A 26,254-nucleotide genomic window follows, 5' to 3' on the forward strand; every position below is an offset into this window, starting at 1 on the left:
CGCTCCATCACGCTGCCGTTATGACGGTGCGTTACATGATCCGCATGCCCGGCGTGGCGCCGGAATCCGGTGACAGGATAAAAATGTCCTTGCCGCCCGGGCCGGCTGCCAACACCATGCCCTCAGACATGCCGAATTTCATTTTTCGCGGCTTGAGATTGGCCACCATCACCGTTAGCCGGCCTTCCAGCTCTTCCGGTTTGTAGGCGGATTTGATGCCGGCAAACACGTTGCGCTCGCCATGCCCGATATCAAGGGTGAGGCGCAGCAGTTTGTCAGCTCCCTCCACGTGTTCGGCTTTGACTATGTGGGCCACCCTGAGATCCACCTTCGCAAAGTCACCGAAGTCTATCTCGTCCGCTACCGGCTCCAGATTGGCTGCCCCGGCCGGTTTTCCGGTCGCTGCGGGCAGCTCCTCTCTCGAGGCATCCAGCATCTTTTCGATCTGTGCCATGTCGACCCGGTTCATCAACGGCTTGAACTTGTCGATGCCATGGTTTTCCAGGCGTTCACCACGGGCGTTCCAGTCCAGTTTTGCGTTCAGGAAGGCTTCTGCGGCTTTGGCGGTTTCCGGGAGCACCGGTGCCAGGTAGGTCATCAGCAGGTGAAACATGTTGAGAGCGTTGGTGCAGATGGCCTGCAACCTGTCATCCTGACCTTCCTGCTTGGCAATGACCCACGGTTGTTCATCATTGACATATTGGTTGGCAATATCCGCCAGCTCCATGATGCGGCGCATGGCACGGCCGAACTCCCGGGCTTCGTAGAATTCCTCGATCTGCTGGCCGGCGTCGATGAACGCTTTCAGCTTGTCCTGTTCAGTGATCTGCCCCAGTTGCCCGTCAAAGCGCTTGGTGATGAAACCGGCGCTGCGGCTGGCGATGTTGACGACCTTGCCCACGAGATCGGAATTTACCCGTGCGGCAAAGTCCTCAAGGTTCAGGTCCATGTCATCAACACCGCCGGTCAGTTTGGCGGCGAAGTAATAACGCAGATACTCCGGATTCAGATGATCCAGGTACGTCCGGGCCATGATAAAGGTGCCCCGGGACTTGGACATCTTTTTGCCATTTACGGTAACAAAACCATGGGCCCAGACCGCGGTCGGCGTGCGGAAGCCGGCGTCGTGCAGCATCGACGGCCAGAACAGGGCGTGGAAATTGATGATGTCCTTGCCGATGAAGTGGTACACCTCGGCCGTCGAATCCTTCTTCCAGAAATGCTCGAAGTCGATGCCTTCACGCACGCACAGGTTCTTGAAACTCGCAAGATAGCCGATGGGGGCGTCCAGCCAGACATAGAAATACTTACCGGCCGCATCCGGAATTTCGAAACCGAAGTAGGGCGCATCCCGGCTGATGTCCCATTCCTGCAGACCGGCATCCAGCCACTCCGCCAGCTTGTTGGCCACTTGCGGCTGCAAGGTACCGCTGCGGGTCCACTTGCCCAGGAAATCGGCGAAGTCCGGCAGTTTGAAGAAATAGTGCTCGGACTCCTTTTCAACCGGCGTGGCCCCGGACACGGCAGAGCGGGGGTTGATCAGCTCCGCCGGCGTGTAAGTGGCGCCGCAGGCCTCGCAGTTATCGCCGTACTGATCCTCGGTCTTGCACTTGGGGCAGGTGCCCTTGATAAAACGGTCCGCCAGGAACATGTTCTTCTCGGGATCAAAGAACTGGGTAATCTTGCGAGTCGCAATGTGCCCGTTTGCCTGCAGCTGACGGTAGATATATTCCGAGAACTGGCGATTCTCCTCGGAATGCGTGGTGTGGTAGTTGTCGAAGCGGATATGGAAGCCGCTGAAATCCTCCTGATGCTCCTCGCGGATGCGGTCAATCAGTTGCTCGGAGGTAATGCCTTCGCGCTCGGCGCGGAGCATAATGGCAGTGCCGTGGGCATCGTCGGCGCAAACGTAATAGCAGTTCTGACCGCGCATTTTCTGATAGCGCACCCAGATGTCGGTCTGAATGTACTCCAGCAGGTGACCCAGATGGATAGGGCCATTGGCGTAGGGCAGGGCGCTGGTCACCAGAATATCGCGCTGTTGCTTCGAACTCGCTTGCGTCATGTTGATATCCGAACCTTCAATGAATAAGGATTTGGCGTAAATCAGTACAACAGAGCCTGCCGTTGATTCGGGTAAAGACTCCGTATGGTCAGAAACGGGCACAGATGATACCTTCCAGCCAGACTTTTTTCATCCGAAACACCTGCTTCCGTGCTCAAAATAGAGCATTAGCTTATTCCGGAGAACCCGATGACACAGATTTCAGAACAGGCGCTGCAGGCCGCGGTTCGCGAGTACCGCGACCCGTACCTCAACAAGGATCTCTACGAGCTGGGCGCGGTTAAATCCCTGAACGCGGACGACACCGGCAAAGTCACCGTGATGGTGGAGCTGCCGTATCCCTCAAAAGGCATTGCCGGCGCCCTGAAACAACTGGTCAGCAATGCCCTTGAAGACGTCGACGGTGTGGACAGCGTCGACGTTCACGTCGGCCAGAAAATTCACTCCTATAAAGTCCAGAAAGACCTGCCTTCGGTGCCCGGCGTGAAAAACATCATTGCCGTCGCTTCCGGCAAGGGCGGTGTCGGCAAATCCACCACCGCCGTCAACCTCGCCCTGGCGTTGCAGGCGGAAGGTGCGAGAGTGGGCATCCTCGACGCCGACATCTACGGTCCCAGCATCGGCATGATGCTCGGTGTACCCGAAGGCAAGCGCCCGGATACCCGTGAAAACAAATACTTCGTACCCATGGACGCCCACGGCCTGCAAGCCAACTCCATGGCCTTCGTGGTTACCGAGAAAACCCCCATGGTCTGGCGCGGCCCCATGGTCAGCGGCGCGGTGATGCAGCTGCTGCAACAAACCCTGTGGAACGAGCTGGATTATCTCATCGTCGACATGCCCCCGGGCACCGGTGACATCCAGCTCACCCTGGCCCAGAAAGTCCCCGTCACCGGCGCGGTGATCGTCACCACCCCCCAGGACATCGCTTTGCTCGACGGCAAAAAAGGCATCGAAATGTTCCGCAAAGTCGACATCCCGGTGCTGGGCGTGGTCGAAAACATGAGCGTCCACATATGCAGCAACTGCGGCCACGAAGAACCCCTTTTCGGCCACGGCGGCGGCGAACGCATCGCGGCAGAATACGACACCACACTGCTGGGCCAGCTGCCCCTGCACATGACCATCCGTGAACAGACCGACGGCGGCAGGCCTTCAGTCGTGGCGGAACCAGATTCCGAAGTGGCCCGCCGCTACCGGGATATTGCCCGACGGGTGGGTGCAGAGCTGTCGACCCGTGAGCGAAACCTGAGTGGTTCGATTTCCAGCGTATCGGTGACAGAGCACTAGTCTTAATAATGCGGGGACGCCAGCTCCGTTGTCAGATCAAGGGGGCAGGAAGGTCGGTCCAAAAATTTCGGAGGCCATGGATGGCCGGAGAGAAGCGCACAGGGAAGTGCTTGTAGCGGTTTTTGGACCGCCCTTCCTGCCCCCGCAGCCCCCCAAGGCCCAGAAGGATGAAGCTTCGACAGACTTCAACCGAACAGGTAAACTACGCCTCAATTTTTCCCAGTGAAAACGAGACTTCACCCATGAGCATCAAATCCGATAAGTGGATTCGCCGGATGTCCCAGGAACACGGCATGATCGAGCCCTTCGAGGCCGGCCAGGTCCGTGAATCCGAAAAAGGCCGTGTCATCTCCTACGGCACCTCCAGCTACGGCTACGACGTGCGCTGCAGCAACGAATTCAAAATCTTCACCAACGTTCATTCGGCCACCGTCGACCCCAAAAACTTCGACGAAAACAGCTTCGTCAACATCACCAGCGACGTTTGCATCATACCGCCGAACTCCTTCGCCCTGGCACGCACCGTCGAGTACTTTCGTATACCCCGAAGCGTACTCACCATCTGTCTTGGCAAATCCACCTACGCGCGTTGTGGCATCATTGTGAACGTCACCCCGCTGGAACCGGAGTGGGAAGGGCAGGTTACCCTGGAATTCTCCAACACCACCAACCTGCCGGCGAAAATCTACGCCAACGAAGGCGTGGCCCAGATGCTGTTCTTCGAATCGGACGAAATCTGTGAAACCAGCTACAAAGACCGGGGCGGCAAGTATCTTGGCCAGACCGGCGTGACCCTGCCGCGGACATGAACGCCAATCAGTTTCTCAAAGCGATCTCACAACTGCAGGGCTGGCGGGAATGCGCATTCCTGCTGGCCCTCGCGGAACGCTCCTTCCCGAACTACGCGCTGTTTGCCGAGGCTGTCGACCTGAAAACCGGCGCCAAGATGCGTCAGCTTCTGGATCTTGCCTGGGACATGCTGCAGAAAGATGCCTCGGAAGCGGCCATACCGCAGCTGCTGGCCAAACTGGAAAGCCTGTCGCCGGACATCAACGCCTACGACGCCTATGGTGTATACCCGGCGTTCGATTTCTGCCAGGTGCTGGAGCAGGGCTTGCTGAATCGGCTTAATCCCGGCAAGCACCGGGCCACCGAAGCGTCCCGGATGGCCACTGCCACGGTCATGAGCTTTGTGGAGATGTCCGAAGGTGAAGACCTCGACGAAGACGAGCTGGTCCGGTTGCTGGAGCAGCATCCGCTGATGAAAGAAGACAAAACCTTCCAGCGGGACCTGGTGCTTGAGCTCAAGCGTCAACGCACACCCACCAGCCAGTTTGTGGAGCGTCTGCGCGAGCGGGCTGCAAACGACGGCGTGAGCAACCTGGGTGTCTCCCTGGGAGACTGAGCCTGCGGTTGCTGCGCAACTGTCCTACACTGAAACCGTCACTCCTGTTGTATTGGTTATCCTATGAAACTCTCCGCTTTTGGTCAGAAATTTACCGCAGAGGCCGGCATCACCTCGTTGATGGACGATCTCGGTAACGCGCTGGCCTCGGGCGATGACATGATCATGATGGGCGGTGGTAATCCCGGGCATATCCCCGAGATTCAGGCACGGGTGAAAGAGATTCTGTCGGACATCGCAGCCACGCCGGCGGACCTGCGTCGTCTGGTGGGCATCTATGATCCTCCCCAGGGAGAGAAACAGTTCATTGCGTCGCTCGTGGAACTGCTCAACCGTGAGTACGGCTGGGGGCTGACGCCAGCGAATATTGCCCTCACCAACGGCAGTCAGGCCGCTTTCTTCATGTTGTTTAACATGTTCGGGGGCGACTATGGCGACGAGCATCGCAAGCACATACTGCTCCCGCTGGCGCCGGAATACATTGGCTACGCGGATGCCGGCATCGAACAGGGGCTGTTTCGCGCCGTGCGGCCGGAGATTTCATTCACCGATGCGCACGAGTTCAAATACCGGGTGGATTTTGACGCCGTTGAGGTGACCGGCGAAACCGGAGCTATCTGTGTTTCACGTCCCACCAACCCCACCGGAAACGTGATCACCGACGACGAGCTGGCGCGTCTCGAGCACCTGGCCCGTCAGCACGACGTGCCGCTGATTGTGGATGGCGCCTACGGCACACCGTTTCCCAGTCTGCTTTTTGTTGACGCCACGCCGACCTGGAATGAGCAGATCATTCTGTGCCTGAGCCTGTCCAAGCTCGGCTTGCCAGCGGCGCGAACCGGCATTGTGATTGCGGCAGAGCCGGTGATCAAAGCGTTATCCGGCATCAACGCCATCATGAACCTGGCGACCGGCAGTTTTGGCGCGATGATCGCTGAGCCGCTGGTGAGGTCGGGAGAAATTCTATCGCTGAGTCGTGATGTGGTGTGCCCGTTTTATCGGGCCAAGATGGAGAAGGCCGTTGCAGTGTTCCGGGACGCCATGGGTGAGGGCGGTTGCCACTGGTACGTGCATAAGCCCGAGGGTGCCATGTTTCTGTGGTTGTGGTTCCCGGACCTGCCGATCACCAGTCTGGAGCTTTACCAGCGCCTCAAGGCCCGGGGTGTTCTGGTGGTGTCGGGTCACTATTTCTTCCCGGGTCTGGCGGATGACGACTGGCAGCATCGTCACGAGTGCCTGAGAGTGACCTACTCCCAGGACGACGAGCGGGTGGCCGAGGGCCTGCGGGTCATTGCAGATGAGGTCAAGGCTGTCTGGGCCGCCGTCAGCGACGAATCTCCGCGTCGTTGATCATGATTTCGTAACTGCTGCCGTCCGGTTCCACCTGCCGCAACCGGATCAGCAGGTATTCCTGGTCCGGCGCAAACCACATCAGGGTCTGCCGCTTGCTGCTGTTGTCGCGAACCTTCTCTGCCTTCAGGGTATTCACGTTGCCCTGATCGGTTTTCAGGATTTCTTCATCAATCACCGCAAACCGGTCAGTGTCATAACCGCCCTTGTCGATGACCCGATACTCCATCTCCCGCTTGCCTGCACGAATATCCTGGTGCAGTTGCAGTTGATAGCCCATGGGGTCCAGCGCGCCCGGTTCAAGCTCCAGCGAAAAGCGGTCACCCTCGTGATGACCGCTGGCAATGCCGTTTTCCCAGTCAAAGTCGATGGCTTCCTCGCGCTTGCGTATGAGGAAACCGGACAACCGGTAACGGTATTTCAGGGGCACGACCCGGTTGTCCTGCCAGCGGAGGATCAGCGATTCATCGATGTCGGCGATGAACGAGTCCACCTTGGTGCGGTATATCCAGGTGCCGTCGTCGCGTTCTTCGAGGGTGCGGAGGGCACTGCCATTGAGGGAGATGCCCTTGTCCATGGACGCGTTGTAGCTGACCTGCAGGGGCAGCAATTTTGGGGTCTCTGCCGTATCCGGGCCGATCTGTGCTTTCTGGCTTTCCCCGGCCTGATCCTCTGCCCGAACCGGACCGGATATCAGCAGCACCAGTAAGGCGAGAGAGGTAACGGAAAGTCGGGCGGAAACGGATGCGAGCATGGTGCGGCTCCTGTTGCGCAAAGCTACATGATGCCCACAGTGTAGCCCGCCCGGGTGGGCGGGAGGATGACAATCTGTTTAATGAACGACCCGGTCGTCGGGCAGCCGCATGGGCTGGCGCAGCAGCTCACCGTCAAACAGCACATAGTCCGAGCCGAGCTGGATACGGCCTTCACAGAACCAGCGCACCACGATGGGGTAGAGCAGGTGTTCTTTCTGCTGCACTTTCTCAGCCAGGGAGTCTGACGTGTCGTCCGGGTCAATGGTGACTTCGGCCTGGGCGATCACCGGGCCTCCGTCCAGCTCCTCGGTAACAAAGTGCACAGACACCCCATGAACCTTGTCGCCGGCATCCAGCGCACGCTGATGGGTGTTGAGCCCGGTATATCTGGGCAGCAGGGACGGGTGTATGTTGAGCATGGTACCGCGCAGGGCGCGCACAAAATCAGTGGTGAGGATGCGCATGAAACCCGCCAGCACCACCAGGTCAGGATTGTGGCGGCGGATCTCGGCCATCAAGGCGCCGTCGAATTCCTCCCGTGAACCGTATTTTGTGTGGTCCACAACGAAGGTCTCGAGGTGGGCCTGAGCCGCCCTTTCCAGCGCGAAGGCATTCGGGCGATTGCAGCCAACAGCGACGATCTGACCCGGAAAGCCCCGCTCCCGGCTGGCGTCAATCAGGGCCTGAAGATTGGTGCCGCTGCCTGAAGCAAGGATCAGGATGCGGGGCAGTGGGGCTGGATCAGAATTCATTCCGCAAGCAACCCCGGCGCATAGCGCACCACCGGATCGGCCGCGGCATCGTCCGCGCTCTCGATAACACCAATCTGCCAGGTCTTTTCACCCATGGCATTGAGCGTATCGATCGCCAGGTCTTTCTGGTTGGCGGGCACGCAGACAATCATGCCGAGGCCGCAGTTGAAGGTGCGATACATCTCCTCGCTGGCCACGCCGCCGGCGTCCTGCAGCCACTGGAATACCGGAGGCAGGGTCCAGCTGGCGGTGTCGATGGCGGCCACTGCGCCGTTCGGCAACACGCGGGGAATGTTTTCCGGCAGCCCACCGCCGGTAATGTGGGACAGAGCGCGGACGTCCACTTCGCGAATCAGCTGCAGCAGGTTCTTCACATAGATGCGGGTGGGGGCCATCAAGGCATCAGCCAGTGAGCCATCGCCCATGGGCTGGTTGAGGTCGGCATTGCTGACCTCAATGATCTTGCGAATCAGCGAGTAGCCGTTGGAGTGGGGGCCCGAGGAGCCCAGTGCCAACAGCACGTCGCCGGACTGAACACGGCTGCCGTCGATGACTTCACTGCGCTCGGCCACGCCAACACAGAAGCCGGCCAGATCGTAATCGTCGCCCTCGTACATGCCCGGCATTTCGGCGGTCTCGCCACCAACCAGGGCGCAACCCGCCTGCGAGCAGCCTTCACCAATACCCGATACCACCTGCGCGGCAACATCCACGTTGAGTTTGCCGGTGGCGTAGTAGTCGAGGAAAAAAAGTGGCTCGGCGCCACCCACCACCAGATCGTTCACACACATGGCGACCAGGTCTATGCCGATGGTGTCGTGCTTGCCCAGTTGCATGGCAAGCCGCAGTTTGGTGCCCACGCCATCGGTACCTGAGACCAGAACGGGTTCGCGGTAGCCTGCAGGGATGGCCACCATGGCGCCGAAACCGCCAAGGCCTCCAAGAACTTCCGGGCGACGGGTACGGGCCGCCGTGTCCTTGATGCGGTTGACGAGTTCGTTTCCGGCGTCAATATCAACGCCGGCGTCCCGGTAGGTAAGGGAGGGCTTCTGTTCGCTCATGGTGTGCTTAACCGTTTGGCCAGTGGGTCAGGCCTCGGATTTTAACAGGTGAGGAGTGGCGCTCCAAATTGATTTTCCGAAACCCCCGTTAGCTACTCACGCCATGGGCCTTGGTGTATCCTATGCGCCATTCAAGCGAATTGCAGGGTGTTTCATGTCATTATCAGCACGAATCTCGACACAGGCAGCGCGAATGGTCCGGCAGGTTCTGTGGGTCGCCGGTGTTCTGGCGGCGCTGGCCGCCACTCCCGCGGGTGCGGTATCGGTGACCGGTCTTTATTCTGTGGATGTTCCGGTGCGGGGCTCCTCGCCCGACCAGTTGCGTCAGGGATACGCTGATGGCCTGCAGAAAGTGTTCGTGCGTGTGTCCGGTAGCCGCGATGTTCTGCAGAACGAGGGCGTGAGGGCGTTGCTGGATGATGCGGAATCGCTGCTGCAGTCTTACCAGGTGGTTCGCAGTGATGACGGCGACCGTTTACGCATGTCATTCGGCGCGGTCGGTGTGAATAATGCCCTGGCATCCGTAAACGCGCCGGTATGGGGTGCCAACCGGCCGTTGACGCTGGCCTGGGTTGCCGTGGAGGAGCGGGGCGCGAGATCACTGCTCACGTCCGGTGGCGACAATGCCTGGTCGCAGGCATTCCGGCGCGCCGCCGCTGACCGGGGCTTGCCGGTGGCGCTGCCCCCGGAGGAGCGGGCTGGTGACCGGGAGCTGCTTTCAGATATCTGGGGCCAGTTCACGTCGCGGGTCAAATCCCAGTCTGAAAACATCGGCCACGATGTGATGGCGCTGGTCCGTGTCAACCGCTCGGGCGGACAATGGCGTGCTGGCTGGATCTTTGATGGCATGGGCATGGATGACGGTGAGCAGTCGGTGACGGCGGCCACCGAGCAGGAGCTGGCTGAACAAGTGATCGGTTTGTGGGCTGACGCCTATGCCAGTCGTTACGCGGTTGCCGCTGGTGATGTGGGCGACCTGCCAAGAGTCGACATCGTCATTCGTGGGGTGGGCAGCCTTCAGGACTACGGCAATATCATCAACCTGCTGGACGATCTCACGCCGGTTCAGACCGTTGATGCCTCCCGCGTGGCCGGTGATCAACTGACGTTGCGGGTCGCGTTCTCCGGCGAGCTGGATCAGTTGCAGGAGTATATTGCGTTGGACACCCGCTTTGTGCCGTTGTCTGATGCAGAGGCGGCCGACATGGCCGGCGAATCGGAGCCTGCCGGAGCGCCGGTGTCTGCGGGCGCGGCCGAGGGTCCGGCGCAGGGCACCGAGGCGTCGAACGCTGAGGTGTCCAGTGACACGGACGAGTCGCTGTCCGACCCCCTGTTTGTTTATCAGCCGCTGCTGGGGGGTATGGAAGAATCTGAGGAAGCGTTTGAATCGCTCTATGAAATTCTTCACTATCGCTGGCAGCCCGCATCGGTTATCGGGACGGATGTCGGGGAGTAACCCGGGAACAAAGGGAGCGTGCAAATGACGGAACGGTGGCGGTGGATACCCAATGCCCTGACGTTTCTGCGCATGCTGCTCATCATCCCATTTGCAAGTGCGCTGCTGGCGGCCCAGTATCGTCTGGCGTTGGGCATCTTTTTCTTTGCCGCGGCAACGGATGCATTTGACGGGTTTCTGGCCCGGCAGTACAACTGGAAAACGCGACTGGGCGCCATTGCAGACCCGCTGGCGGACAAAGCGCTGCTGATCACCGCCTATCTCATGCTGACCCTGACCGGCGTTCTGCCGGTCTGGTTGTTTGCACTGGTTCTTGGTCGGGACCTGTTGATCGTCATCGGCGGACTGGCCTTCCACTACGGTGTTGGCCGTTTCGACATGGAGCCGAGCCTTCCCGGAAAACTGAATACACTGATCCAGATTCTTGTGGCTCTCGCCATCATCATCCTGCTTGGCGGGCTTCCAATGCAGCCTTGGGTGATTGATGTGGGCATTGCGCTGGTAACCGCCTCGGCCTTGTTCAGCGGTGGGCACTATCTGGTGGTCTGGAGCGCCAGGGCCTGGAGGGCAAAGCGACCGTGACCACCTCGCAGATGGTTTTGGGTGTGAAACTGCGAGACGATGCGCGGTTTGACAATTTTCACGGTGAGCGCAATGCGGACGCAGCGGGCCGGCTGGGCGCCATCTGCGCTCACACCGCGGGCGTGCCGGTTGTTGTGGTGTGCGGTGACGCGGATACCGGCAAGAGTCATCTGCTGCAGGCGGCCTGTCACTTCGCCGAGAGTCGTGGCGATGCGGCCGTCTGCGTCAGCATTGCAGAGCTGGTGCCGTTCGGGCCAGATGCACTGGCAGGCCTTGAGCATCAGGCGGTTATCTGTCTTGATGATCTGGACCTTGTGGCTGGCAGGGAAGAATGGGAAGAAGCGGTTTTTCACCTGTACAATCGAGTGCTCGACAACGGTCATTTACTGATTGTCAGCATGTCGGGAGTGCCAGGCTCGTCGGCCTTTGTGTTGGCGGACCTGGTGTCACGACTGGCTCACGGACTGCTGATTCAGTTGGGGATCTACCGGGATGATGACCGCCTGCGGATCCTGATGGCTCGCGCGGAACAGCGCGGTCTTGTCATGGGTGACGAGGTGGCGGGGTTTATCCTGCGGAGGGCCCCCAGGAGGCTCGGCGAACTGCTGGGCATTCTCGATTGTCTGGATGAGAATTCTCTCCAGGCCCAGCGCCGGCTGACCATTCCGTTCGTGAAGTCGGTCATGGGCTGGTAACAGCCTTATTTAGGTAATAACAACATCGGAACGACCGGAGGCTGGCTGTGCCAGCAACGTCCGGCAGCGCGTCAGGGGGAGTCATGATACGAGTGGTATTCAATCAGAAAGGTGGTGTTGGCAAGTCCAGTATCACCTGTAACCTGGCGGCGATCAGCGCGGCCAGGGGCAAACGCACATTGGTGGTGGATCTTGATCCCCAGGGCAATTCCACGCATTACCTGCTGGGCAAACCCGCCAGTGAGTTGCGTGACACGGTCGCCGACATGCTGGAGCAGACCGTGGCCTTCACGGTCTTCAATCGCCGGCCAGACGAGTTCGTTCACGCGTCGCCGTTCGACAACCTGTTTGTGATGCCCTCGAGTCCGGAGCTGGATTTTCTTGAGCGCAAGCTCGAAGCCAAACACAAAATCTACAAGCTCCGCGAGGCGCTCAAAAAGCTGGGTGAAACCTTCGACGCGATCTACATTGATACTGCCCCGGCCCTGAATTTCTATACCCGTTCTGCGCTGATCGCGGCACAGCGCTGCCTGATTCCGTTTGATTGCGACGACTTTTCCCGTCAGGCGCTCTACAGCATTCTCAACGAAATCCGTGATCTTCAGGAAGATCACAACGAGGACCTGATGGTGGAAGGCATCGTCGCCAACCAGTTCCAGCCACGGGCAAGTCTGCCCAAGCAGCTGGTTCGTGAGTTGACGGAAGAGGGGCTGCCTGTGCTTCCGGTGCGGTTGTCCAGTTCGGTGAAAATGAAAGAATCCCATCAGAGTCGCCAGCCGCTGATTCACATGGCACCGAAGCACCCGCTGACCAGGCAGTACGAAGATCTGTTCCGCGTACTTCATGGCGAGACTGTGGCGTTGGAACCACTTGCAGACTGAATCCGGACCGGTTATGACACGTTCGTTTAACCAGGTCGGCGATGTTGCCGACCAACTGTTGCAAATTGAACTTGAGCTCCGGCAACTGGGGCTTTGGGAAAGCGAGCCGCCCCCGCCGGAGGCATTGCAAAGCACGCAGCCGTTCTGCATTGATACCCTGGTTTTTACCCAGTGGTTGCAGTTCGTGTTTGTCGCGCGCATGAAGGTATTGATCGAGGCCGATCACCCCTTGCCGGCGGTATCCGGTGTAGCGCCAATGGCGGAAGAGCATTTCCGGGGTCGCCCGGAGTCCAGCACCGGCCTGATCCGTGCTCTCGAGGAAATGGACAGGCTGCTGTCAGACCGGTCCTGAGGGGTCCGGGGTCAGTCCAGGCGCATGGACAGGTCGATGGCTTTCACATCCTTGGTGAGTGCACCGATTGAGATGTAGTCCACTCCGGTTTCCGCAACCGGGATCAATGTGTCGGCATTGATGCCGCCAGAGGCTTCCAGTTTTGCCCGCCCGGCTGTCCTGACAACCGCACGCTCCATCTCCTCCAGGCTGAATTCATCAAGCATGATGATGTCGGCGCCGGCCTGCAGTGCCTGCTCAAGCTCATCAGGATTCTCCGTTTCCACTTCCACCGGCCGGCCCGGCGCAATTTGCCGGGCCGCTTCCACGGCCGCTGCAATCGAGCCGCAGGCGACGATGTGGTTTTCCTTGATCAGAAACGCGTCCCAGAGTCCGATTCGGTGGTTGAAGCAGCCACCGCAACTGACGGCGTATTTCTGGGCCAGACGCAGACCCGGAACGGTTTTACGGGTATCCAGCAATTTCACACCCGTGTGGGCTACCTGTCTGGCGTATTCGGCGCATACCGTTGCCGTGCCCGAGAGGGTTTGCAGCCAGTTCAGTGCGGCGCGCTCAGCGGTCAGAAGGCTGCGCGCCGGGCCCTCGAAACGGAAAACAACGCTGTCCGCGTCGATTGGGTCACCGTCATTGGCAAGCCAGGTCAATGTCACGCCCGGGTCCACCTGTCGAAACACCTCGTCGACCCATGATCGCCCGGCCAGCACGGCACTTTCCCGGGTAATTACCTGCCCGCTACCTATGCGTTCCGCTGGAATTAGCCGGGCAGTGATGTCACCATCGCCTACGTCTTCTCTGAGGCTGTGTGCGACGGTCTCAACGCGGGATTGACGAAGCAGTTCGGCTGAAATCATGTTGGCGGTCCGGTTCTCTCGGTGTTTGTCAGTGCAGGGTGTGTGTCCCGAGGCGTGATTCTATAGGCAGCCACGGAAATCGCCAAACCGGATACCCGGGCTGGCGGAATGTGAACTGCGTCCCTCAGTCACAAAAGGTGACAAAATCTGACACAAGGTGACGTGTTAACGGCATAAGATATCATTACAAATAAAGACCGATTTTTTGGCCAGTCACCTTCCGGAGTAGCCTCATGGCGCAGGATAACAAGGTAGTCCGCTTGGACGCTCAGAAGTCTGGGGGCCGGTTTGCCTTACCCCATGCTCTGATCCGGCTGCGTGACGTATCTGGTCAGTCACTGAAAACCGTTCTGGCGGGTTTCTTCGATCGTGCAGACGACGCCTTGTTCGAGCTTGCTGACAAAGCAGGCTCGAACCAGGACCAGACTGCTTACTTCGACGCCATGCGGGAAATGCGCCTTCGCCGCAAATCCATGACGGTGTCCATTCTTCAGTACGTCAGCCGTGCCTTCAATGATCTGGGCAAATTCCACCCCGGTGGTTCCAGCGGCAATCTGGACGAAGTCGACCAGGACTCTCTCACGCTTCTGGATCACTCGGAGCTGGAGCAGAGGGTCGCCATCGAGAATCTTGTAAACAAGCTGCGGAATCAATACAGCGATGCCATGCTCATGTTGAACGCCCGTGTTGGTCATCTTGCGCCGGCGCTTACCCTGTCGGACAGCCAGATGCCGCTGAGCCCCGAGGTAATCTGTGGCGGGGTTGCCGAAGCCTGCTCGGATCTTGATATCGATATTCGCGCCAAGCTGGTGGTTCTCAAGCTGTTCGACCGTTTGCTGGCCGACAAGCTGGGTCACTTCTATCACGAGGCAAACCGAACGTTGATTGCAGAAGGCGTGCTGCCGGACATGAAGCGCCCACCGGTCGCCGGGCGCAGCGCGCCTGCCACGCCGCGCGCCGGATTCCCGGCCCGGCCGGCGGCAGGCCAATCAGCCGATCACCAGGGACAGGGTGCCGGTGCAATGCCGCGGGAGCCGTCCGGCGAAACCTTCTCCGAACTGAGCGCGCTATTGCATCAGGGGCGTTCTGGCGACGGATCCTCGTCCATTGCCGGTGGTCAGATATTTCTAGACACCGGCACCCTGATGACGCGCCTCAGCGATGTCCAGGGACTGCCCGCGCAATGGGGCCAGGGGCGCGTAGTGTCTCTGACTGAGCAATTGGAACCGGTTCTGAAAGCCGATGACGGCAAAGTGTGTGCGGTCGGTCAGGTAGACAGCGACGTTATCAATCTCGTTTCAATGCTGTTCGATTTCATTCTTGAAGATCGTCAGCTCCACCCGGTAATGAAGGCGCTGATCGGGCGTTTGCAGATTCCGGTTCTCAAGGTCGCGCTGAGTGACAAGAACTTCTTCAACCGGGGCGGACATCCGGTTCGCAAACTGTTGAATGAGCTCGCCATGTCAGCGATCGGCTGGACCGAGAAGAAAACCGGCCAGCGGGACCCGCTGCGCGACCAAATTGAAAACGTCGTCGACCGCGTACTCAACGAGTTCACCGACAATGTCGACCTGTTCAGCGAGTTGCTGAGTGATTTTAGCCATTTCATGGATCTGGACCGTCGTCGCCGGGAACTGGTCGAGCAACGGTTGCGGGATGCCGAGGAGGGCCGCGCCAAGCAGGAGCGTGCGGCCGAATTCTCCAGGCAACTGATTGACGAAGTGGTCGCGGGGCGGGAGCTGCCGGAACCCGTTCAGGCCCTGCTTTCCGAAGCGTGGACCAAATACCTGCAATGGACGGTGCTCCGCGAGGGCGACGACAGTCAGGCCTGGGCCCGCGCCGGTGAGTTGACGCGCAAGTTGGTGTGGAGTGTCGACCCCCGCCCGGTTACTGACAGCACCCGCACGGAACTGTTGCGGGCGATTCCGTCGATTGTTGACGAACTGCGCCGCGCCCTGCAGGAAATTTCCTGGGATCCGTTTGCCACGGATGCGGTCATCCGTGATCTGGAGCTGGTTCACGTAGATGTGTTCCAGCAACTGGTCACGTCCAGGGCTGAGCCTGTTGCACAACCGGAACCGAAGCCAGCACCGGAACCTCCAAGAGCGGAAGCGGTCGCGCAGACCGAGCCGGTGGCTGAGCCGCCACAAGGCGGTGCGGTGCCCGAGAGGGTGGACGTTCAGGTCGGGCAGCTGGATGCACCGCCCGGAGAGAGCGGGCTCGATCCCGCCTGGCTCGACAAGGCCGATAAACTGCGCGTCGGTTCCTGGATCGAGCTCAACCGAGAAGGCGTTAGAACCCGCTGTAAGCTGGCGGCGTTCATCAAGGCGACCGGTAAGTACATTTTTGTGAACCGCAGTGGCGCCAAGGTCGTGGAATATCAGCGCGAGGCACTGGCAGCGGCCATGGCCAACGACGAACTCACCATGCTGGATGACGGCCTGATTTTTGATCGTGCCCTGGAATCCATCATCGATAACCTCCGAAGCAGCCGCAAGGACTGAGCTGGCGTAGCAACCCGGGTCACTTTGTGCTTCAATCAGGTCAGAAACCGACAGCAACAAACCTGCTGGAATGACCTTGTCTGACTCGATTCGAAGCCACAGCGAAACGCCCCCTGAAGAGCACTCCATCAAATATCTGCGCCGCACCGGCCGGATCGCACGGGCGCGCTGGTGCCCGTCGCCGAACTTCGGGCCGCGGCCCGACGGTGCCGGCATTTCTCTTCTGGTTGTCCATAACATCAGTTTGCCACCGGGGCAGTTTGGCGGAGACGCCATTGAACGTTTTTTCTGTAACTGCCTGGACGCCTCCGAACATCCCTATTTCGAAACCATCGCCGGTATGCAGGTGTCAGCTCATGCGCTGATCCGCCGCGATGGCAGCGTGATTCAGTTTGTCAGTTTCCTCGATCGTGCCTGGCATGCGGGTCGTTCCAGCTTCCGGGGTGAGCAGGAATGCAACGACTTTTCCATCGGCATCGAACTGGAGGGTGCCGATGATATTCCCTACACCGATGAGCAATATCAGAGCCTGGCGGACGTGTCCGCGTACGTGATGGCGGCCTGGCCAGAGATTCGTCGCGACCGCATCACCGGTCATTGCGATATCGCCCCCGGACGAAAAACCGATCCCGGGCCGGCCTTTGACTGGAAACACTATCACCAGCGATTACTGGCCCTGCGCGGCGAGTCCGGGGAGGCAGGCTGATGGTTCTGGTGACCTTTCTGCTGGCCTGGCTGGTGCGACGGCGGCTGGATATGTCCGGCCACCTTGTTGGAGATAACGTGTGGCGCGCCTGGTTTCAGGCCGGCCGCAAGACCGATGCCGGCCGGGAGTCCGAAATCTGGCGGGGCCTCTTGCGGGTGGCGCTGCCAGCGGCAGCGCTGGTGGTGCTTGTAGCGGTGGCCGAGCAAGGTGGCTGGCGGCTGGCGGTGTATCCGCTGGAATTTCTGCTGCTACTGTTGCTGATGGGGTCGCCTGGGTGGAAACCGTTGCTGCGTGCCTACAGTGACTCCTGGAGTCGTGGCGACATGCAGGCAGCCTGGCATCACATCAAGGATGTTTTACCCGCTGCGGAACGCGGTCAGGCGCATTCCCCGGACGACATGCATCTGTCGCTGTGCAAGAAACTGATGGTGACATTGTTCGAGCGATTTTTCCTTGTGGCGTTCTGGTACGTGGTGGGAGGCATCGGGTTGGCTTTGTTTGCCCGGGGTCTGGTTGCGCTCCAGGAACATTGGCCCCAGGCTGCTGCGCGCCCCCGGTTCGCACGAATTGCCGCGGTCGTCGCCTGGGTACCGTCCCGCTTGCTGGCGCTGACGTTTGGTCTGGCCGGTGATCTCGCCGGATGGGTGAAAGAAGCGCGGGTTCTGTTGGTGTCTCCTTCCCTCAAGACCTCCCAGGTGTTGATGGCTGCGGCGAATGGGGCATTGACGGGGTATGCGCTGGATCCCGCCCGCTTCTCGAGAATCCACCCTGACGAGTGGACCCGTTTTGGCAGCAAAAGCCTCGGTGCAATCCGGGACCTGCTGAACCGAAGCATGCTGGTCTGGATCTGTGCTTTCGCTTTGCTGGTAATCGCCGGCGTGGTGTGAGCTGCTGACAAAAAGTAAAATTTTGAGAAACGTTACAGATAAACAACAATAAGTCCTCAAGTTTCTAGTACTTTAGGCGACAACATTAAAAAGCAATAAAGTTTCATCTTTTTGAAACGCCGCGGGGTCGCTGTGAAACACTTTATAAAGCCTGCAGTCGCATTGATGAACCGGCTGCCGATGTTCTACAAATTCAGTCTGATCAGCGTACTGTTTCTGATTCCGATTGTCGGCCTGGCCGGGCTGGTTATCAGCGAGCTGAACCGATCAGTGGATACTATGACCCGCGGTGTCGAGGGTCTCGCTCAGTTGGAGCAGGTGGATACGCTGCTGGATGCGGCTTTTGATTATCGGGATTACCGGGCACCGGGCAAGACCAAGGACGAAATGGAACTGCTGAATCGATCAGAGGATTCTGCCGAAACAATCACCCGCATACTGGATGAGCTTTCAACCCGCGAGTTGGCGTTTGATACGTCGGGAAACTGGAACAAGCAGATTGTCCAGCTCAAGCAGGACTGGGAGTCACTCCGGATTTCAGACAGTTATCAAAGCAACATCGATCCGCAGTTCAAGTACTATCAGGAGTTCGTTCAGAAAGTGCGGGCCATGGTCTCTGCCACCGTCGAGATTTCCGGCCTGGGCCAGGATCCGGCCCCCGAGAACCAGTTGCTGCTCGGGCTGGTAAGCGAATCATTACCGGATGCCCGACACTCTCTCGGACGGGCACGGTCTTTTGGTATTTTTGCACTGGTTGAGGGACAGGTCGGTTACAACCTCAGCGACGGGCTGAATGAAATCTATGACGAACTGACCAACCGGAGCACGCTCCTGGCGCCAGCCCTCTCTGTCGCTCTGGATGCTTCTCCCCGCCTGGGCGAGGAGGGCAGACCTACGGTGGCCAATATTAAAGACAGTCTTGGTCGCGTCCGTGACCTGCTGGATGCCAACATCATCACGCCGATGCGTCTGGAAATGCCATGGCAGGCGTTTGATGCCGCAGTGTCCGAGGAACTGTCACACTACGACACACTGAAAGCGGTGGTGTTCGACGTGGTGCGGGAGAATCTGGACTCCAGCCTGCAAGGGGAAGTCCGGCAGCGCCAGCTGATCATTGTCGCGCTGATTCTGGTTCTTTTGGTGGTGGTGTACCTTTACATCGGTTTCTTCATGTCGGTCCGCAATGCCATTAATCAGTTCAGCAAAGCGGCGCGAACTGTTGCAGACGGTGACATGACCGCCCACATCCAGCTCGACAATCGCGACGAACTGGGTGAGCTGACCACCGAATTCAACAATATGACGGATCGCATCTCAGAGCTGGTGCGGTCGGTGAGCCGGACCACGTCCGAGGTGGATCAGCAGGCCACTCGGGTGAAAGACACCGCCTCCGCCAACAGCGAAGCCGTCGCCCGGCAGATGGAGGAGTCCGGTCAGATCAATGAGGCTATGAACCAGATGGTGGAAGCGGTTCATGAGGTAACCGAAAGTGCCCATCGGGTCTCGGACAGCGCCCACACTGCCGAGCGTGATACCGAAAAGGGCCGTGCGGTTGTGGCGGATACGGTCGACACCATCAATCGCCTGGCGACGGAAATCTCCGGCGCGGTTGACGTTATCAACCGGGTCAGTGCCGACAGTGCCAACATCAGTCAGGTGCTGGTGGAGATCAAGGCCATCGCCGAGCAGACCAACTTGCTGGCACTGAATGCGGCCATCGAGGCCGCCAGGGCGGGAGAGCAGGGCCGTGGCTTTGCGGTAGTGGCGGACGAAGTGCGGTCGCTGTCCCAGCGCACCCACAAATCCACCGAGGAAATCGAGGGTATGATTTCCCGTCTGCAGAGTGGCGTGAAAGATGCTGTGGCGGCAATGACCAACAGCCATGACGTCACGGAAACCACCGTCCGCAAGTCTTCGGAAGTGACGGAAGCGCTGGACCGTATCGCGCAGGGCATCGCGACCATCGTGGACATGAGCCACCAGATTGCCCAGGCCGCTGAAGAGCAATCGGCGGTGGCTCGCAACGTCAATGACAATGTCGAGCAGATCAGTGAGCTTGGTCAGACCACCGCGAGCAACGCCGAGGAAACCCTGGCGTCGTCACGGCAGATGTCAGACCTGACGGCGTCCCTGCAGCGACTGGTCGAGGCGTTCAAGGTCTGAGGGACTGTCCGGCCTCACAGGCCGGACTTCTTCTGTTCCCAGAGTATCTCTTCTCCGCCGTCCCGGCGGGCCAGCACTCGCGCAATCACGAACAGCAGATCCGACAGCCGGTTCAGGTAATGCCGTGAGGCGGTGTTGATGGAATCCTCATGGCCCAACGCCACCACTACGCGTTCGGCCCGGCGGCATACCGCACGGGCCAGGTGGCACTGAGCTGCGCCTGGCGTTCCCCCCGGCAGGATAAAGTTCTTCAGCGGCGGCAGGCCCTCATTGTGCCGGTCCAGGGTGTTTTCCAGCCACTCGATGTGGTCATCACCGATCACCCGGCTGCCCGGAATCGCGAACTCACCGCCCAAGTCAAACAGGTGGTGCTGGATGCGACGCAGGCTCTCTACCAGTTCGTCGTCGTTGTCGAGGGTCTCGATCAACAGGCCGATGTGGCAGTTCAGTTCGTCGGCTGTACCCATGGCCTCGACCCGCTGTGCGTTCTTGGCAATGCGGTTGCCATCGGCGAGCCCCGTGGAGCCGTCATCTCCGGTGCGGGTGTATATCTTGGAAAGGCGATTGCCCATCAGTGTGCTCCTGTTGGTGTGGCGACAGTTGTTGTACCCGTTCGGTCAGCATTTGGTTCACCGGCGTGGCGATGCCGAGGTCTTTTCCCAGTTGCGTCAGATAACCGTTGATGAAGTCGATTTCGGTACGGCGGTCCTGGTGCACATCGGCGCGCATGGACGAGGTGTTGAGTGCGGTGTTCCGGGCGACGAACTCTATCTGCTGGCGCAGGGTTTGCGGAGGGGCGTTGCCTTGACCGCTGGCCCGCATCAGTTCCGATAACTCACCGCACAGATCCTCAATCGTATCCTGATACAGCGGTGCAGACAGTATGTTTCCGTTAGGGCAGTCCAGCAGAGCCGTGTAGGGATTGATGCCTGCGTTGATGACCAGCTTATGCCACAGGCGGCGCAGGATGTCCGTCTCGGGATGGACACGCAGCGGACTGGCGCCCAGTCGCGCGACAATGCTGTCGAGATGGTTGCCTGCGGGTTCCGTCAGCGGCCCCACCCAGGTATCCCCGGAACCGGCATGAACCAGCAGATCCGGTTCGGGTCGGTTGGCGCCCTCGGTGGTACTGGCAGCAAGAATGGGGCGGTCCGGCCAGCGGGCGGTCACCGCCTGCTGACTGCCCAGGCCATTCTGAAAGAGCACAAAAGGGGTGTTTGCCGGAAACCGCTCGATAACGCCGGCAACTGCCTCCAGCGTATCTCCGGCTTTGGTGGTCACCAGGATCAGTTCCGGGGCATCTCTGGCGCGGAGCCAGGGCACTTGAACGGTGGTCTCGGAATCTGTCAGCGGACGAAAACGGTAGCGGATTCCGGCCACAGTCTGAGATGCGCCGGGCCGGGCAATGAAGGCTGCCTGGCCGGCAGGCAATGAGGCGGCCCAAAGCCGCCCCAGAGAGCCTGCGCCCAGAATCGCGATCATGCCGGTTACATGGCCTCGATGTCGGCCCGCTGCTGGCTCAGGCGGGCCTGGCTGCTCTGGGCGTCACGGAGTTTTTCCTGCTCCTTCTCGACCACGTCCGCCGGAGCCTTGGCGGTGAACTTATCATTGTTCAGCTTGCCTTCGAGGCGGCCGATTTCCTTCTGCAGGCGTTCCAGCTCCTTGTCGAGTCGCCTGAGCTCGGCATCCTTGTCGATCAGCCCCGCCATCGGCACCAGCACTTCCATTTCGCCGACCAGCTGGGTGGCCGACATCGGGGCATTGTCGCCCTCGAGCCAGTCGAGGCTCTCCAGTTTGGCCAGCGAGCTGAGGAACTGGCGGTTATCGTTCATGCGGCGCTTGTCATCGCTTTCTTTACTGCGCAGCAGTACCGGAATTTTCTTCGCCGGGGAGATGTTCATTTCGCCACGGACGTTGCGCACCGCCACGATCACACCTTTCAGCCACTCGATATCGGCGGTCACGGCGGCGTCCTGTTTGTTGGCGTCCGGTTGCGGGTATGGCTGCAGCATGATGCTGTCACCGGCCTTCCCGGCCAGCGGGGCGATACGCTGCCAGATTTCTTCGGTAATGAACGGCATCATTGGATGTGCCAACCGCAGCACCGCCTCCAGCACCCGCACCAGGGTGCGACGGGTGCCGCGCTTGGCTTCCGCGCTGGCCGCCTCATCATTCAGCACCGGTTTGGACAGCTCCAGATACCAGTCGCAATACTCGTTCCAGATGAACTCGTAAAGGGCGTAGGCGGCCAGGTCGAAGCGATACTGATCGAGGTGGCGGATCACCTCCTGCTCACAGTGTTGCAACTCGCTAATGATCCAGCGGTCGGCCAGTGACAGCGCCACAGGCTCGTCGTTGATGCCGCAGTCTTCGCCTTCGGTGTTCATCAGGACATAACGGGCGGCGTTCCACAGCTTGTTGCAGAAGTTGCGATAGCCCTCCAGGCGTTTCATGTCCCAGTTGATGTCACGACCGGTGGTGGCCATGGCCGCCAGGGTGAAACGCAGGGCATCGGTGCCGTGGGCGGCGATGCCGTCGGGAAATTCCTTCTGGGTGCGCTTGCCGATCTTCTCCGCCAGTTTGGGCTGCATCAGGTTGCCGGTGCGTTTGTCCAGGAGTTCGTCCAGGCCGATGCCGTCGATCATGTCCAGCGGATCAATGACATTGCCCTTGGACTTGGACATCTTGTCACCATGCTCATCGCGGATCAGACCGGTGACGTACACGGTCTTGAAGGGCACCTGCGGGGTGCCGTCTTCGTTTTTCATGAAGTGCATGGTCATCATGATCATCCGCGCAACCCAGAAGAAAATGATGTCAAAGCCGGTGACCAGCACGTCGGTGGGGTGGAAGGTTTTCAGGCGTTCAGTGATCTCCGGCCAGCCCAGGGTGCCGAAAGTCCAGAGCGCGGAGCTGAACCAGGTGTCGAGAACGTCGTCGTCCTGTTTCAGCTCGAGATCGGCCGCGAGATTGTGCTTCTGGCGCACTTCGTCCTCGTTGCGACCGACGTAGATATTGCCGTCGGCGTCGTACCAGGCCGGAATGCGGTGACCCCACCACAGCTGGCGGGAGATACACCAGTCCTGGATGTCGCGCATCCATGAGAAGTACATGTTCTCGTATTGTTTTGGCACAAACTGGATGCGACCGTCTTCCACGGCCTCGATGGCCGGCTTGGCCAGCGTCTTGGCATCGGCGAACCATTGATCGGTCAGCATGGGCTCGATGATCAGCCCGGAACGGTCACCGCGGGGAACGCTCAATACATGGTCTTCCACCTGTTGTACCAGGCCGGCGGCATCCATATCGGCCACGATCTGCTTGCGGGCGGCCTCACGGGTCAGGCCGGCGTAGGCCCCTGGCAAGGCGCCGTCGAGGTCCGTGTTCTCGGTGCCGTCGGCGTTGAAGACTTCGGCCACGTCGCGGATGTTGGCGTCCTGGGTCATGACGTTGATCATCGGCAGGTGGTTGCGCTTGCCCACGGCGTAATCGTTGAAGTCATGGGCCGGGGTGATCTTCACGCAGCCGGAGCCTTTTTCCGGGTCGGCGTGGTGATCGGCCACGATGGGAATCCGCCGGTTTACCAGCGGCAGCATGACATGCTTGCCAATCAGATGCTGGTAACGCTCGTCTTCAGGATGCACGGCCACGGCGGTATCGCCCAGCATGGTCTCCGGACGAGTGGTGGCGACCACGACATAGTCTTTGCCGTCTTGTGTTTTGGCGCCGTCTGCCAATGGGTAGCGCAGGTGCCAGAAGAAACCTTTCTCTTCCTTGTTCTCCACCTCCAGATCGGAGATGGCGGTGTGCAGTTTCGGGTCCCAGTTCACCAGCCGCTTGCCACGGTATACCAGGCCTTCGTCGTACAGGCGGATGAACACTTCCTGCACGGCCTTGTAGAAGCCGTCGTCCATGGTGAAACGTTCGTTGTCCCAGTCCACGGAGTTGCCGAGGCGGCGGATCTGGCGGGTGATGGTGCCGCCGGAGTGTTCTTTCCAGTCCCAGATGCGCTTGATGAAGTCATCCCGGCCGAGATCGTGGCGGGTTTTGCCTTCTTCGGCGGCCAGTTTACGCTCGACCACCATCTGGGTGGCGATGCCGGCGTGGTCGGTGCCGACGGTCCACAGCGCGTTGCGGCCCTGCATGCGCTTGAAGCGGGTGAGGGTGTCCATGATGGTGTGCTGGAATGCGTGGCCCATGTGCAGGCTGCCGGTGACATTGGGGGGCGGGATGGCGATGCTGTAGGAGTCGCCCTCGCCGCTGGGCCGGAAATAGCCTTTGGATTCCCAGTTTTCGTACCACTGGCGCTCAATATTTTCTGGCTGGTAGGTTTTTTCCATGGGGTTCTGCAGTGACCGTTGGTTGATTCACAAGGGAAAATTGAGACGCATGATTATACATGGTCGCCCTGTTTGCGGCGAACCTAACGCTTCCTCTGATCATGCACCCGAGGTTCAATCCCCAGCGCCCGCAACTGCTTGAAATGCGATCGGGCCTGATCCAGCACGGCGGTATCGTTATGCGCAACCAGCGCCAGCCGTTTGAAGCGGTCCGCATCTGCCGGCAAGGTCGCCGACAGAATGATCACGGTATCCCACGCCTCGGCCACCGGCGGACACAAAAGTATGCCTACGGGATCGGTGCAGGTGCTGGCTGAGTCGGGGACAATGCTGTGGGGAATGAAGGCGTCGGGGCTGAAGTTCCACAGCAGGTCGTCCAGCTCTTCCGCGTGCTCTGCGCTGTCACAGACGATGCACACGCGATCGCCCTGTTGCCAGGCTTTGTCCACGAGTTTGACGGCGTGGAGGTTGCGGGCAGAGGGGGTGTTCTGGGCGAGGATGTGGAACCAGTAACGCTGGTTCTGGTCGTCCGGTCCGGAGGGGCCGGCAGCGGGGCTGCCGGTCTCCTGAGGAGAGTGCGGGTTACTTTCCGGCATGGGACATCAGGTAGTCGACCAACATGGGTACCGGGCGGCCTGAGGAACCTTTGGCTTTGCCGGAATGCCAGGCGGTGCCGGCGATGTCCAGGTGGGCCCAGCGGTACTCTTTGGCAAACCGGGACAGGAAACACGCAGCGGTGATGGTGCCCGCGGGGCGGCCGCCAATGTTGGCCATGTCGGCAAAGTTGCTGTCGAGCTGACTCTGATAGTCGTCCCACAGGGGCAGGCGCCAGGCGCGATCACCGGCGCGTTCGCCGGCAGCCAGAAGTTCGTTGGCCAGTTCATCGTTGTTGGCAAGCAGGCCGGTGGCGTGGTTGCCCAGGGCGATGATGCAGGCGCCGGTGAGGGTTGCCAGATCAATGACGGCTGCGGGGTCGAATTTCTTCACGTAGGTGAGGGCATCGCACAACACCAGGCGGCCCTCGGCGTCTGTGTTGAGGATTTCAACGGTCAGGCCGGAGAGGGTGGTGACGATATCTCCGGGGCGCGAGGCGCCGCCGTCCGGCATGTTCTCCGCAGCGGCAATCACGGCGACCACGTTGATTTTGGGTTGGGTCTCGGCCAGCACCTGCATGGCGCCAAACACGCTGGCGGAGCCGCCCATGTCGTATTTCATTTCATCCATACCCTCGCCGGGCTTGAGGCTGATGCCACCGGTGTCAAAGGTTATGCCTTTACCCACCAGAACATGGGGTTTGTCTTTGGCTTTACCGCCCCGGTACTCCATCACGATCAGCCGCGGCGGCTGGGTGCTGCCTTTGCCAACGGCCAGGATGGTGTTCATGCCCAGCTTTTCCATCTGCTTTTCGTCAAGCACTTCGGTCTTGATGCAGTCGTAATCCTTCGCCAGTTTTTTGGCTTGCTGGGCGAGCCACTCAGGGTGGCAGATGTTGGGCGGAGTGTTGCCCAGATCGCGGGTAAGGTTCATGCCGCGGCCGGTGGCCAGACCAAGGTTGAAGGCGTCCTTGAGGGCCTTGCCAGCGCCGGACGCTGTTACAACAACCTTGTTGAGTTTGCGCGCGGCGGGCTTCTCGCTCTTGAAGTCGCTGAACGTGTAAAGCTGATCCTCAAGCGTGCGGCCAATGAGGCTGAGGCGGGCGGCCTCGGAGCTGATGGCGTCGTCACCCGTTACCGGGGTGTCAGCAAGGGTGACCAGAGCGGATTTGCCCGGGCCATCCTTGAGCTGGCTCATCATCGCGATGAGTGCCTTGCGGTAAGTGGGCGGCGTCCGGTCAGTGTCGCTGCCGGTACCCACCACGATCACCCGCCCCCAGGGCTGGTCGCTGACGGGAATGACGTTGGTGGTGCCGGTTTTTCCGGTGAGGTCGCCGGCCTTTTGCAGCTTTTTGATCAGCCCTCCCAGCGCTTCGTCGGCCTGGGTGGTGGATGCCGGCCAGGTGCCTTTATCAGGCAGAGCGATAACAAGGCTGTCGGCTTTGGTGCTGATGATGGTTTTACTACTCAGGCTGAAATTCATGGCAACTCCCGTAATGGATTCCGGTTCAGTGCAGAGGACTGTGACTATCTTGCAGGTTTACCCTAAGCATTGGGGTTTCCCGG

23 protein-coding genes are annotated in these 26,254 nt (G+C 59.8%); 13 read left to right on the forward strand and 10 right to left on the reverse strand.

Annotated elements, in window-relative coordinates; genetic code table 11:
- Positions 1 to 31: 31 nt before the first annotated feature.
- On the reverse strand, positions 32 to 2,065 hold the full coding sequence (gene metG, locus MLC70_RS12945; protein WP_248184385.1) for a methionine--tRNA ligase: 2,034 nt from the start codon (positions 2,063 to 2,065) through the stop codon (positions 32 to 34).
- 189 nt (positions 2,066 to 2,254) lie between these two features.
- On the opposite strand from metG, the gene apbC reads away from it, so the two are divergent.
- The 4 genes from apbC (at position 2,255) to MLC70_RS12965 (ending at position 6,110) form a co-directional block, all read left to right on the forward strand.
- Positions 2,255 to 3,355: an iron-sulfur cluster carrier protein ApbC gene (gene apbC, locus MLC70_RS12950; protein ID WP_248184387.1), complete on the forward strand. Its 1,101-nt coding sequence runs from the start codon at positions 2,255 to 2,257 to the stop codon at positions 3,353 to 3,355.
- A 242-nt stretch (positions 3,356 to 3,597) separates the two neighbouring features.
- Positions 3,598 to 4,164, forward strand: coding sequence for a dCTP deaminase (gene dcd / locus MLC70_RS12955; RefSeq protein ID WP_248184389.1), 567 nt, complete (start codon positions 3,598 to 3,600; stop codon positions 4,162 to 4,164).
- Entirely contained in the window at positions 4,161 to 4,760 is a 600-nt protein-coding gene (locus MLC70_RS12960) for a YjaG family protein (protein WP_248184390.1), read from the forward strand. Before dcd ends, MLC70_RS12960 begins: the two co-directional genes overlap by 4 nt.
- A 63-nt stretch (positions 4,761 to 4,823) precedes the next feature.
- On the forward strand, positions 4,824 to 6,110 hold the full coding sequence (locus MLC70_RS12965; protein ID WP_248184393.1) for a valine--pyruvate transaminase: 1,287 nt from the start codon (positions 4,824 to 4,826) through the stop codon (positions 6,108 to 6,110).
- Here MLC70_RS12965 and MLC70_RS12970 read toward each other — a convergent pair.
- The 3 genes from MLC70_RS12970 to purM all read right to left on the reverse strand — a co-directional run bounded on the left by MLC70_RS12970 (position 6,085) and on the right by purM (position 8,678).
- Complete coding sequence (locus MLC70_RS12970) at positions 6,085 to 6,864, reverse strand: DUF3108 domain-containing protein (protein WP_248184396.1); 780 nt, start codon at positions 6,862 to 6,864, stop codon at positions 6,085 to 6,087. The two genes, MLC70_RS12965 and MLC70_RS12970, sit on opposite strands and share 26 nt — an antisense overlap.
- Positions 6,865 to 6,942: 78 nt before the next feature.
- Positions 6,943 to 7,617, reverse strand: coding sequence for a phosphoribosylglycinamide formyltransferase (purN, locus tag MLC70_RS12975; protein ID WP_248184399.1), 675 nt, complete (start codon positions 7,615 to 7,617; stop codon positions 6,943 to 6,945).
- Positions 7,614 to 8,678, reverse strand: a complete 1,065-nt coding sequence (gene purM / locus MLC70_RS12980) for a phosphoribosylformylglycinamidine cyclo-ligase (protein WP_248184402.1) — start codon at positions 8,676 to 8,678, stop codon at positions 7,614 to 7,616. The genes purN and purM overlap by 4 nt, the downstream gene beginning before the upstream one ends.
- 193 nt (positions 8,679 to 8,871) lie before the next feature.
- Between purM and MLC70_RS12985 the strand changes: the two genes are divergently transcribed.
- From MLC70_RS12985 to MLC70_RS13005, 5 genes are all read left to right on the forward strand, one after another.
- Positions 8,872 to 10,134: a DUF2066 domain-containing protein gene (locus MLC70_RS12985; RefSeq protein ID WP_248184405.1), complete on the forward strand. Its 1,263-nt coding sequence runs from the start codon at positions 8,872 to 8,874 to the stop codon at positions 10,132 to 10,134.
- A 24-nt stretch (positions 10,135 to 10,158) separates the two neighbouring features.
- Entirely contained in the window at positions 10,159 to 10,716 is a 558-nt protein-coding gene (locus tag MLC70_RS12990; RefSeq protein ID WP_248184406.1) for a CDP-alcohol phosphatidyltransferase family protein, read from the forward strand.
- Complete coding sequence (hda, locus tag MLC70_RS12995; protein ID WP_248184408.1) at positions 10,713 to 11,411, forward strand: DnaA regulatory inactivator Hda; 699 nt, start codon at positions 10,713 to 10,715, stop codon at positions 11,409 to 11,411. The genes MLC70_RS12990 and hda overlap by 4 nt, the downstream gene beginning before the upstream one ends.
- Before the next feature lie 83 nt (positions 11,412 to 11,494).
- Positions 11,495 to 12,292, forward strand: coding sequence for a ParA family protein (locus tag MLC70_RS13000; protein ID WP_248184412.1), 798 nt, complete (start codon positions 11,495 to 11,497; stop codon positions 12,290 to 12,292).
- 13 nt (positions 12,293 to 12,305) lie between these two features.
- Entirely contained in the window at positions 12,306 to 12,644 is a 339-nt protein-coding gene (locus MLC70_RS13005) for a YqcC family protein (RefSeq protein WP_248184414.1), read from the forward strand.
- Positions 12,645 to 12,655: 11 nt separating this feature from the next.
- Here MLC70_RS13005 and nadC read toward each other — a convergent pair whose 3' ends face one another.
- A complete protein-coding gene (gene nadC / locus MLC70_RS13010; protein WP_248184415.1) occupies positions 12,656 to 13,495 on the reverse strand; it encodes a carboxylating nicotinate-nucleotide diphosphorylase in 840 nt (279 codons plus the stop codon).
- A gap of 233 nt (positions 13,496 to 13,728) precedes the next feature.
- On the opposite strand from nadC, the gene MLC70_RS13015 reads away from it, so the two are divergent.
- The 4 genes from MLC70_RS13015 (at position 13,729) to MLC70_RS13030 (ending at position 19,755) form a co-directional block, all read left to right on the forward strand.
- Entirely contained in the window at positions 13,729 to 15,999 is a 2,271-nt protein-coding gene (locus MLC70_RS13015) for a DUF1631 domain-containing protein (protein ID WP_248184416.1), read from the forward strand.
- A gap of 70 nt (positions 16,000 to 16,069) precedes the next feature.
- Complete coding sequence (gene ampD, locus MLC70_RS13020; RefSeq protein WP_248184417.1) at positions 16,070 to 16,705, forward strand: 1,6-anhydro-N-acetylmuramyl-L-alanine amidase AmpD; 636 nt, start codon at positions 16,070 to 16,072, stop codon at positions 16,703 to 16,705.
- On the forward strand, positions 16,705 to 17,592 hold the full coding sequence (locus tag MLC70_RS13025; protein ID WP_248184418.1) for a histidine kinase: 888 nt from the start codon (positions 16,705 to 16,707) through the stop codon (positions 17,590 to 17,592). Before ampD ends, MLC70_RS13025 begins: the two co-directional genes overlap by 1 nt.
- Before the next feature lie 180 nt (positions 17,593 to 17,772).
- Positions 17,773 to 19,755, forward strand: coding sequence for a methyl-accepting chemotaxis protein (locus MLC70_RS13030; RefSeq protein ID WP_282448461.1), 1,983 nt, complete (start codon positions 17,773 to 17,775; stop codon positions 19,753 to 19,755).
- Positions 19,756 to 19,769: 14 nt separating this feature from the next.
- Here the strand turns inward: MLC70_RS13030 and MLC70_RS13035 are convergent, their stop codons facing one another.
- The 5 genes from MLC70_RS13035 to MLC70_RS13055 all read right to left on the reverse strand — a co-directional run bounded on the left by MLC70_RS13035 (position 19,770) and on the right by MLC70_RS13055 (position 26,171).
- On the reverse strand, positions 19,770 to 20,327 hold the full coding sequence (locus MLC70_RS13035; protein WP_248184421.1) for a cob(I)yrinic acid a,c-diamide adenosyltransferase: 558 nt from the start codon (positions 20,325 to 20,327) through the stop codon (positions 19,770 to 19,772).
- Positions 20,284 to 21,237, reverse strand: a complete 954-nt coding sequence (locus tag MLC70_RS13040) for a ketopantoate reductase family protein (protein ID WP_248184423.1) — start codon at positions 21,235 to 21,237, stop codon at positions 20,284 to 20,286. Before MLC70_RS13040 ends, MLC70_RS13035 begins: the two co-directional genes overlap by 44 nt.
- Positions 21,238 to 21,242: 5 nt before the next feature.
- A complete protein-coding gene (locus tag MLC70_RS13045) occupies positions 21,243 to 24,095 on the reverse strand; it encodes a valine--tRNA ligase (protein ID WP_248184425.1) in 2,853 nt (950 codons plus the stop codon).
- Between the two features lie 83 nt (positions 24,096 to 24,178).
- A complete protein-coding gene (locus MLC70_RS13050; RefSeq protein ID WP_248184428.1) occupies positions 24,179 to 24,691 on the reverse strand; it encodes a DNA polymerase III subunit chi in 513 nt (170 codons plus the stop codon).
- Positions 24,678 to 26,171: a leucyl aminopeptidase gene (locus MLC70_RS13055; RefSeq protein ID WP_248184432.1), complete on the reverse strand. Its 1,494-nt coding sequence runs from the start codon at positions 26,169 to 26,171 to the stop codon at positions 24,678 to 24,680. The genes MLC70_RS13050 and MLC70_RS13055 overlap by 14 nt, the downstream gene beginning before the upstream one ends.
- Positions 26,172 to 26,254: the final 83 nt, after the last annotated feature.

This window comes from Marinobacter goseongensis, assembly GCF_023156235.1.
In the GTDB taxonomy this organism is placed as follows: Bacteria; Pseudomonadota; Gammaproteobacteria; order Pseudomonadales; family Oleiphilaceae; genus Marinobacter; species Marinobacter goseongensis.

Excerpts from the sequence above, each read along its gene's own strand:
- purM (WP_248184402.1), bottom strand. The coding sequence starts at position 8,678 with ATGAGCGAACAGAAGCCCTCCCTTACCTACCGGGACGCCGGCGTTGAT.
- MLC70_RS12965 (WP_248184393.1), top strand. The coding sequence starts at position 4,824 with ATGAAACTCTCCGCTTTTGGTCAGAAATTTACCGCAGAGGCCGGCATC.
- MLC70_RS12990 (WP_248184406.1), top strand. The coding sequence starts at position 10,159 with ATGACGGAACGGTGGCGGTGGATACCCAATGCCCTGACGTTTCTGCGC.
- dcd (WP_248184389.1), top strand. The coding sequence starts at position 3,598 with ATGAGCATCAAATCCGATAAGTGGATTCGCCGGATGTCCCAGGAACAC.
- MLC70_RS13045 (WP_248184425.1), bottom strand. The coding sequence starts at position 24,095 with ATGGAAAAAACCTACCAGCCAGAAAATATTGAGCGCCAGTGGTACGAA.
- MLC70_RS13025 (WP_248184418.1), top strand. The coding sequence starts at position 16,705 with ATGGTTCTGGTGACCTTTCTGCTGGCCTGGCTGGTGCGACGGCGGCTG.
- MLC70_RS13015 (WP_248184416.1), top strand. The coding sequence starts at position 13,729 with ATGGCGCAGGATAACAAGGTAGTCCGCTTGGACGCTCAGAAGTCTGGG.
- MLC70_RS13000 (WP_248184412.1), top strand. The coding sequence starts at position 11,495 with ATGATACGAGTGGTATTCAATCAGAAAGGTGGTGTTGGCAAGTCCAGT.
- MLC70_RS13035 (WP_248184421.1), bottom strand. The coding sequence starts at position 20,327 with ATGGGCAATCGCCTTTCCAAGATATACACCCGCACCGGAGATGACGGC.
- metG (WP_248184385.1), bottom strand. The coding sequence starts at position 2,065 with ATGACGCAAGCGAGTTCGAAGCAACAGCGCGATATTCTGGTGACCAGC.
- MLC70_RS13005 (WP_248184414.1), top strand. The coding sequence starts at position 12,306 with ATGACACGTTCGTTTAACCAGGTCGGCGATGTTGCCGACCAACTGTTG.
- nadC (WP_248184415.1), bottom strand. The coding sequence starts at position 13,495 with ATGATTTCAGCCGAACTGCTTCGTCAATCCCGCGTTGAGACCGTCGCA.
- MLC70_RS13050 (WP_248184428.1), bottom strand. The coding sequence starts at position 24,691 with ATGCCGGAAAGTAACCCGCACTCTCCTCAGGAGACCGGCAGCCCCGCT.
- MLC70_RS12970 (WP_248184396.1), bottom strand. The coding sequence starts at position 6,864 with ATGCTCGCATCCGTTTCCGCCCGACTTTCCGTTACCTCTCTCGCCTTA.
- MLC70_RS13040 (WP_248184423.1), bottom strand. The coding sequence starts at position 21,237 with ATGATCGCGATTCTGGGCGCAGGCTCTCTGGGGCGGCTTTGGGCCGCC.
- purN (WP_248184399.1), bottom strand. The coding sequence starts at position 7,617 with ATGAATTCTGATCCAGCCCCACTGCCCCGCATCCTGATCCTTGCTTCA.
- MLC70_RS13055 (WP_248184432.1), bottom strand. The coding sequence starts at position 26,171 with ATGAATTTCAGCCTGAGTAGTAAAACCATCATCAGCACCAAAGCCGAC.
- MLC70_RS13030 (WP_282448461.1), top strand. The coding sequence starts at position 17,773 with ATGTTCTACAAATTCAGTCTGATCAGCGTACTGTTTCTGATTCCGATT.
- MLC70_RS12985 (WP_248184405.1), top strand. The coding sequence starts at position 8,872 with ATGGTCCGGCAGGTTCTGTGGGTCGCCGGTGTTCTGGCGGCGCTGGCC.
- ampD (WP_248184417.1), top strand. The coding sequence starts at position 16,070 with ATGACCTTGTCTGACTCGATTCGAAGCCACAGCGAAACGCCCCCTGAA.
- MLC70_RS12960 (WP_248184390.1), top strand. The coding sequence starts at position 4,161 with ATGAACGCCAATCAGTTTCTCAAAGCGATCTCACAACTGCAGGGCTGG.
- apbC (WP_248184387.1), top strand. The coding sequence starts at position 2,255 with ATGACACAGATTTCAGAACAGGCGCTGCAGGCCGCGGTTCGCGAGTAC.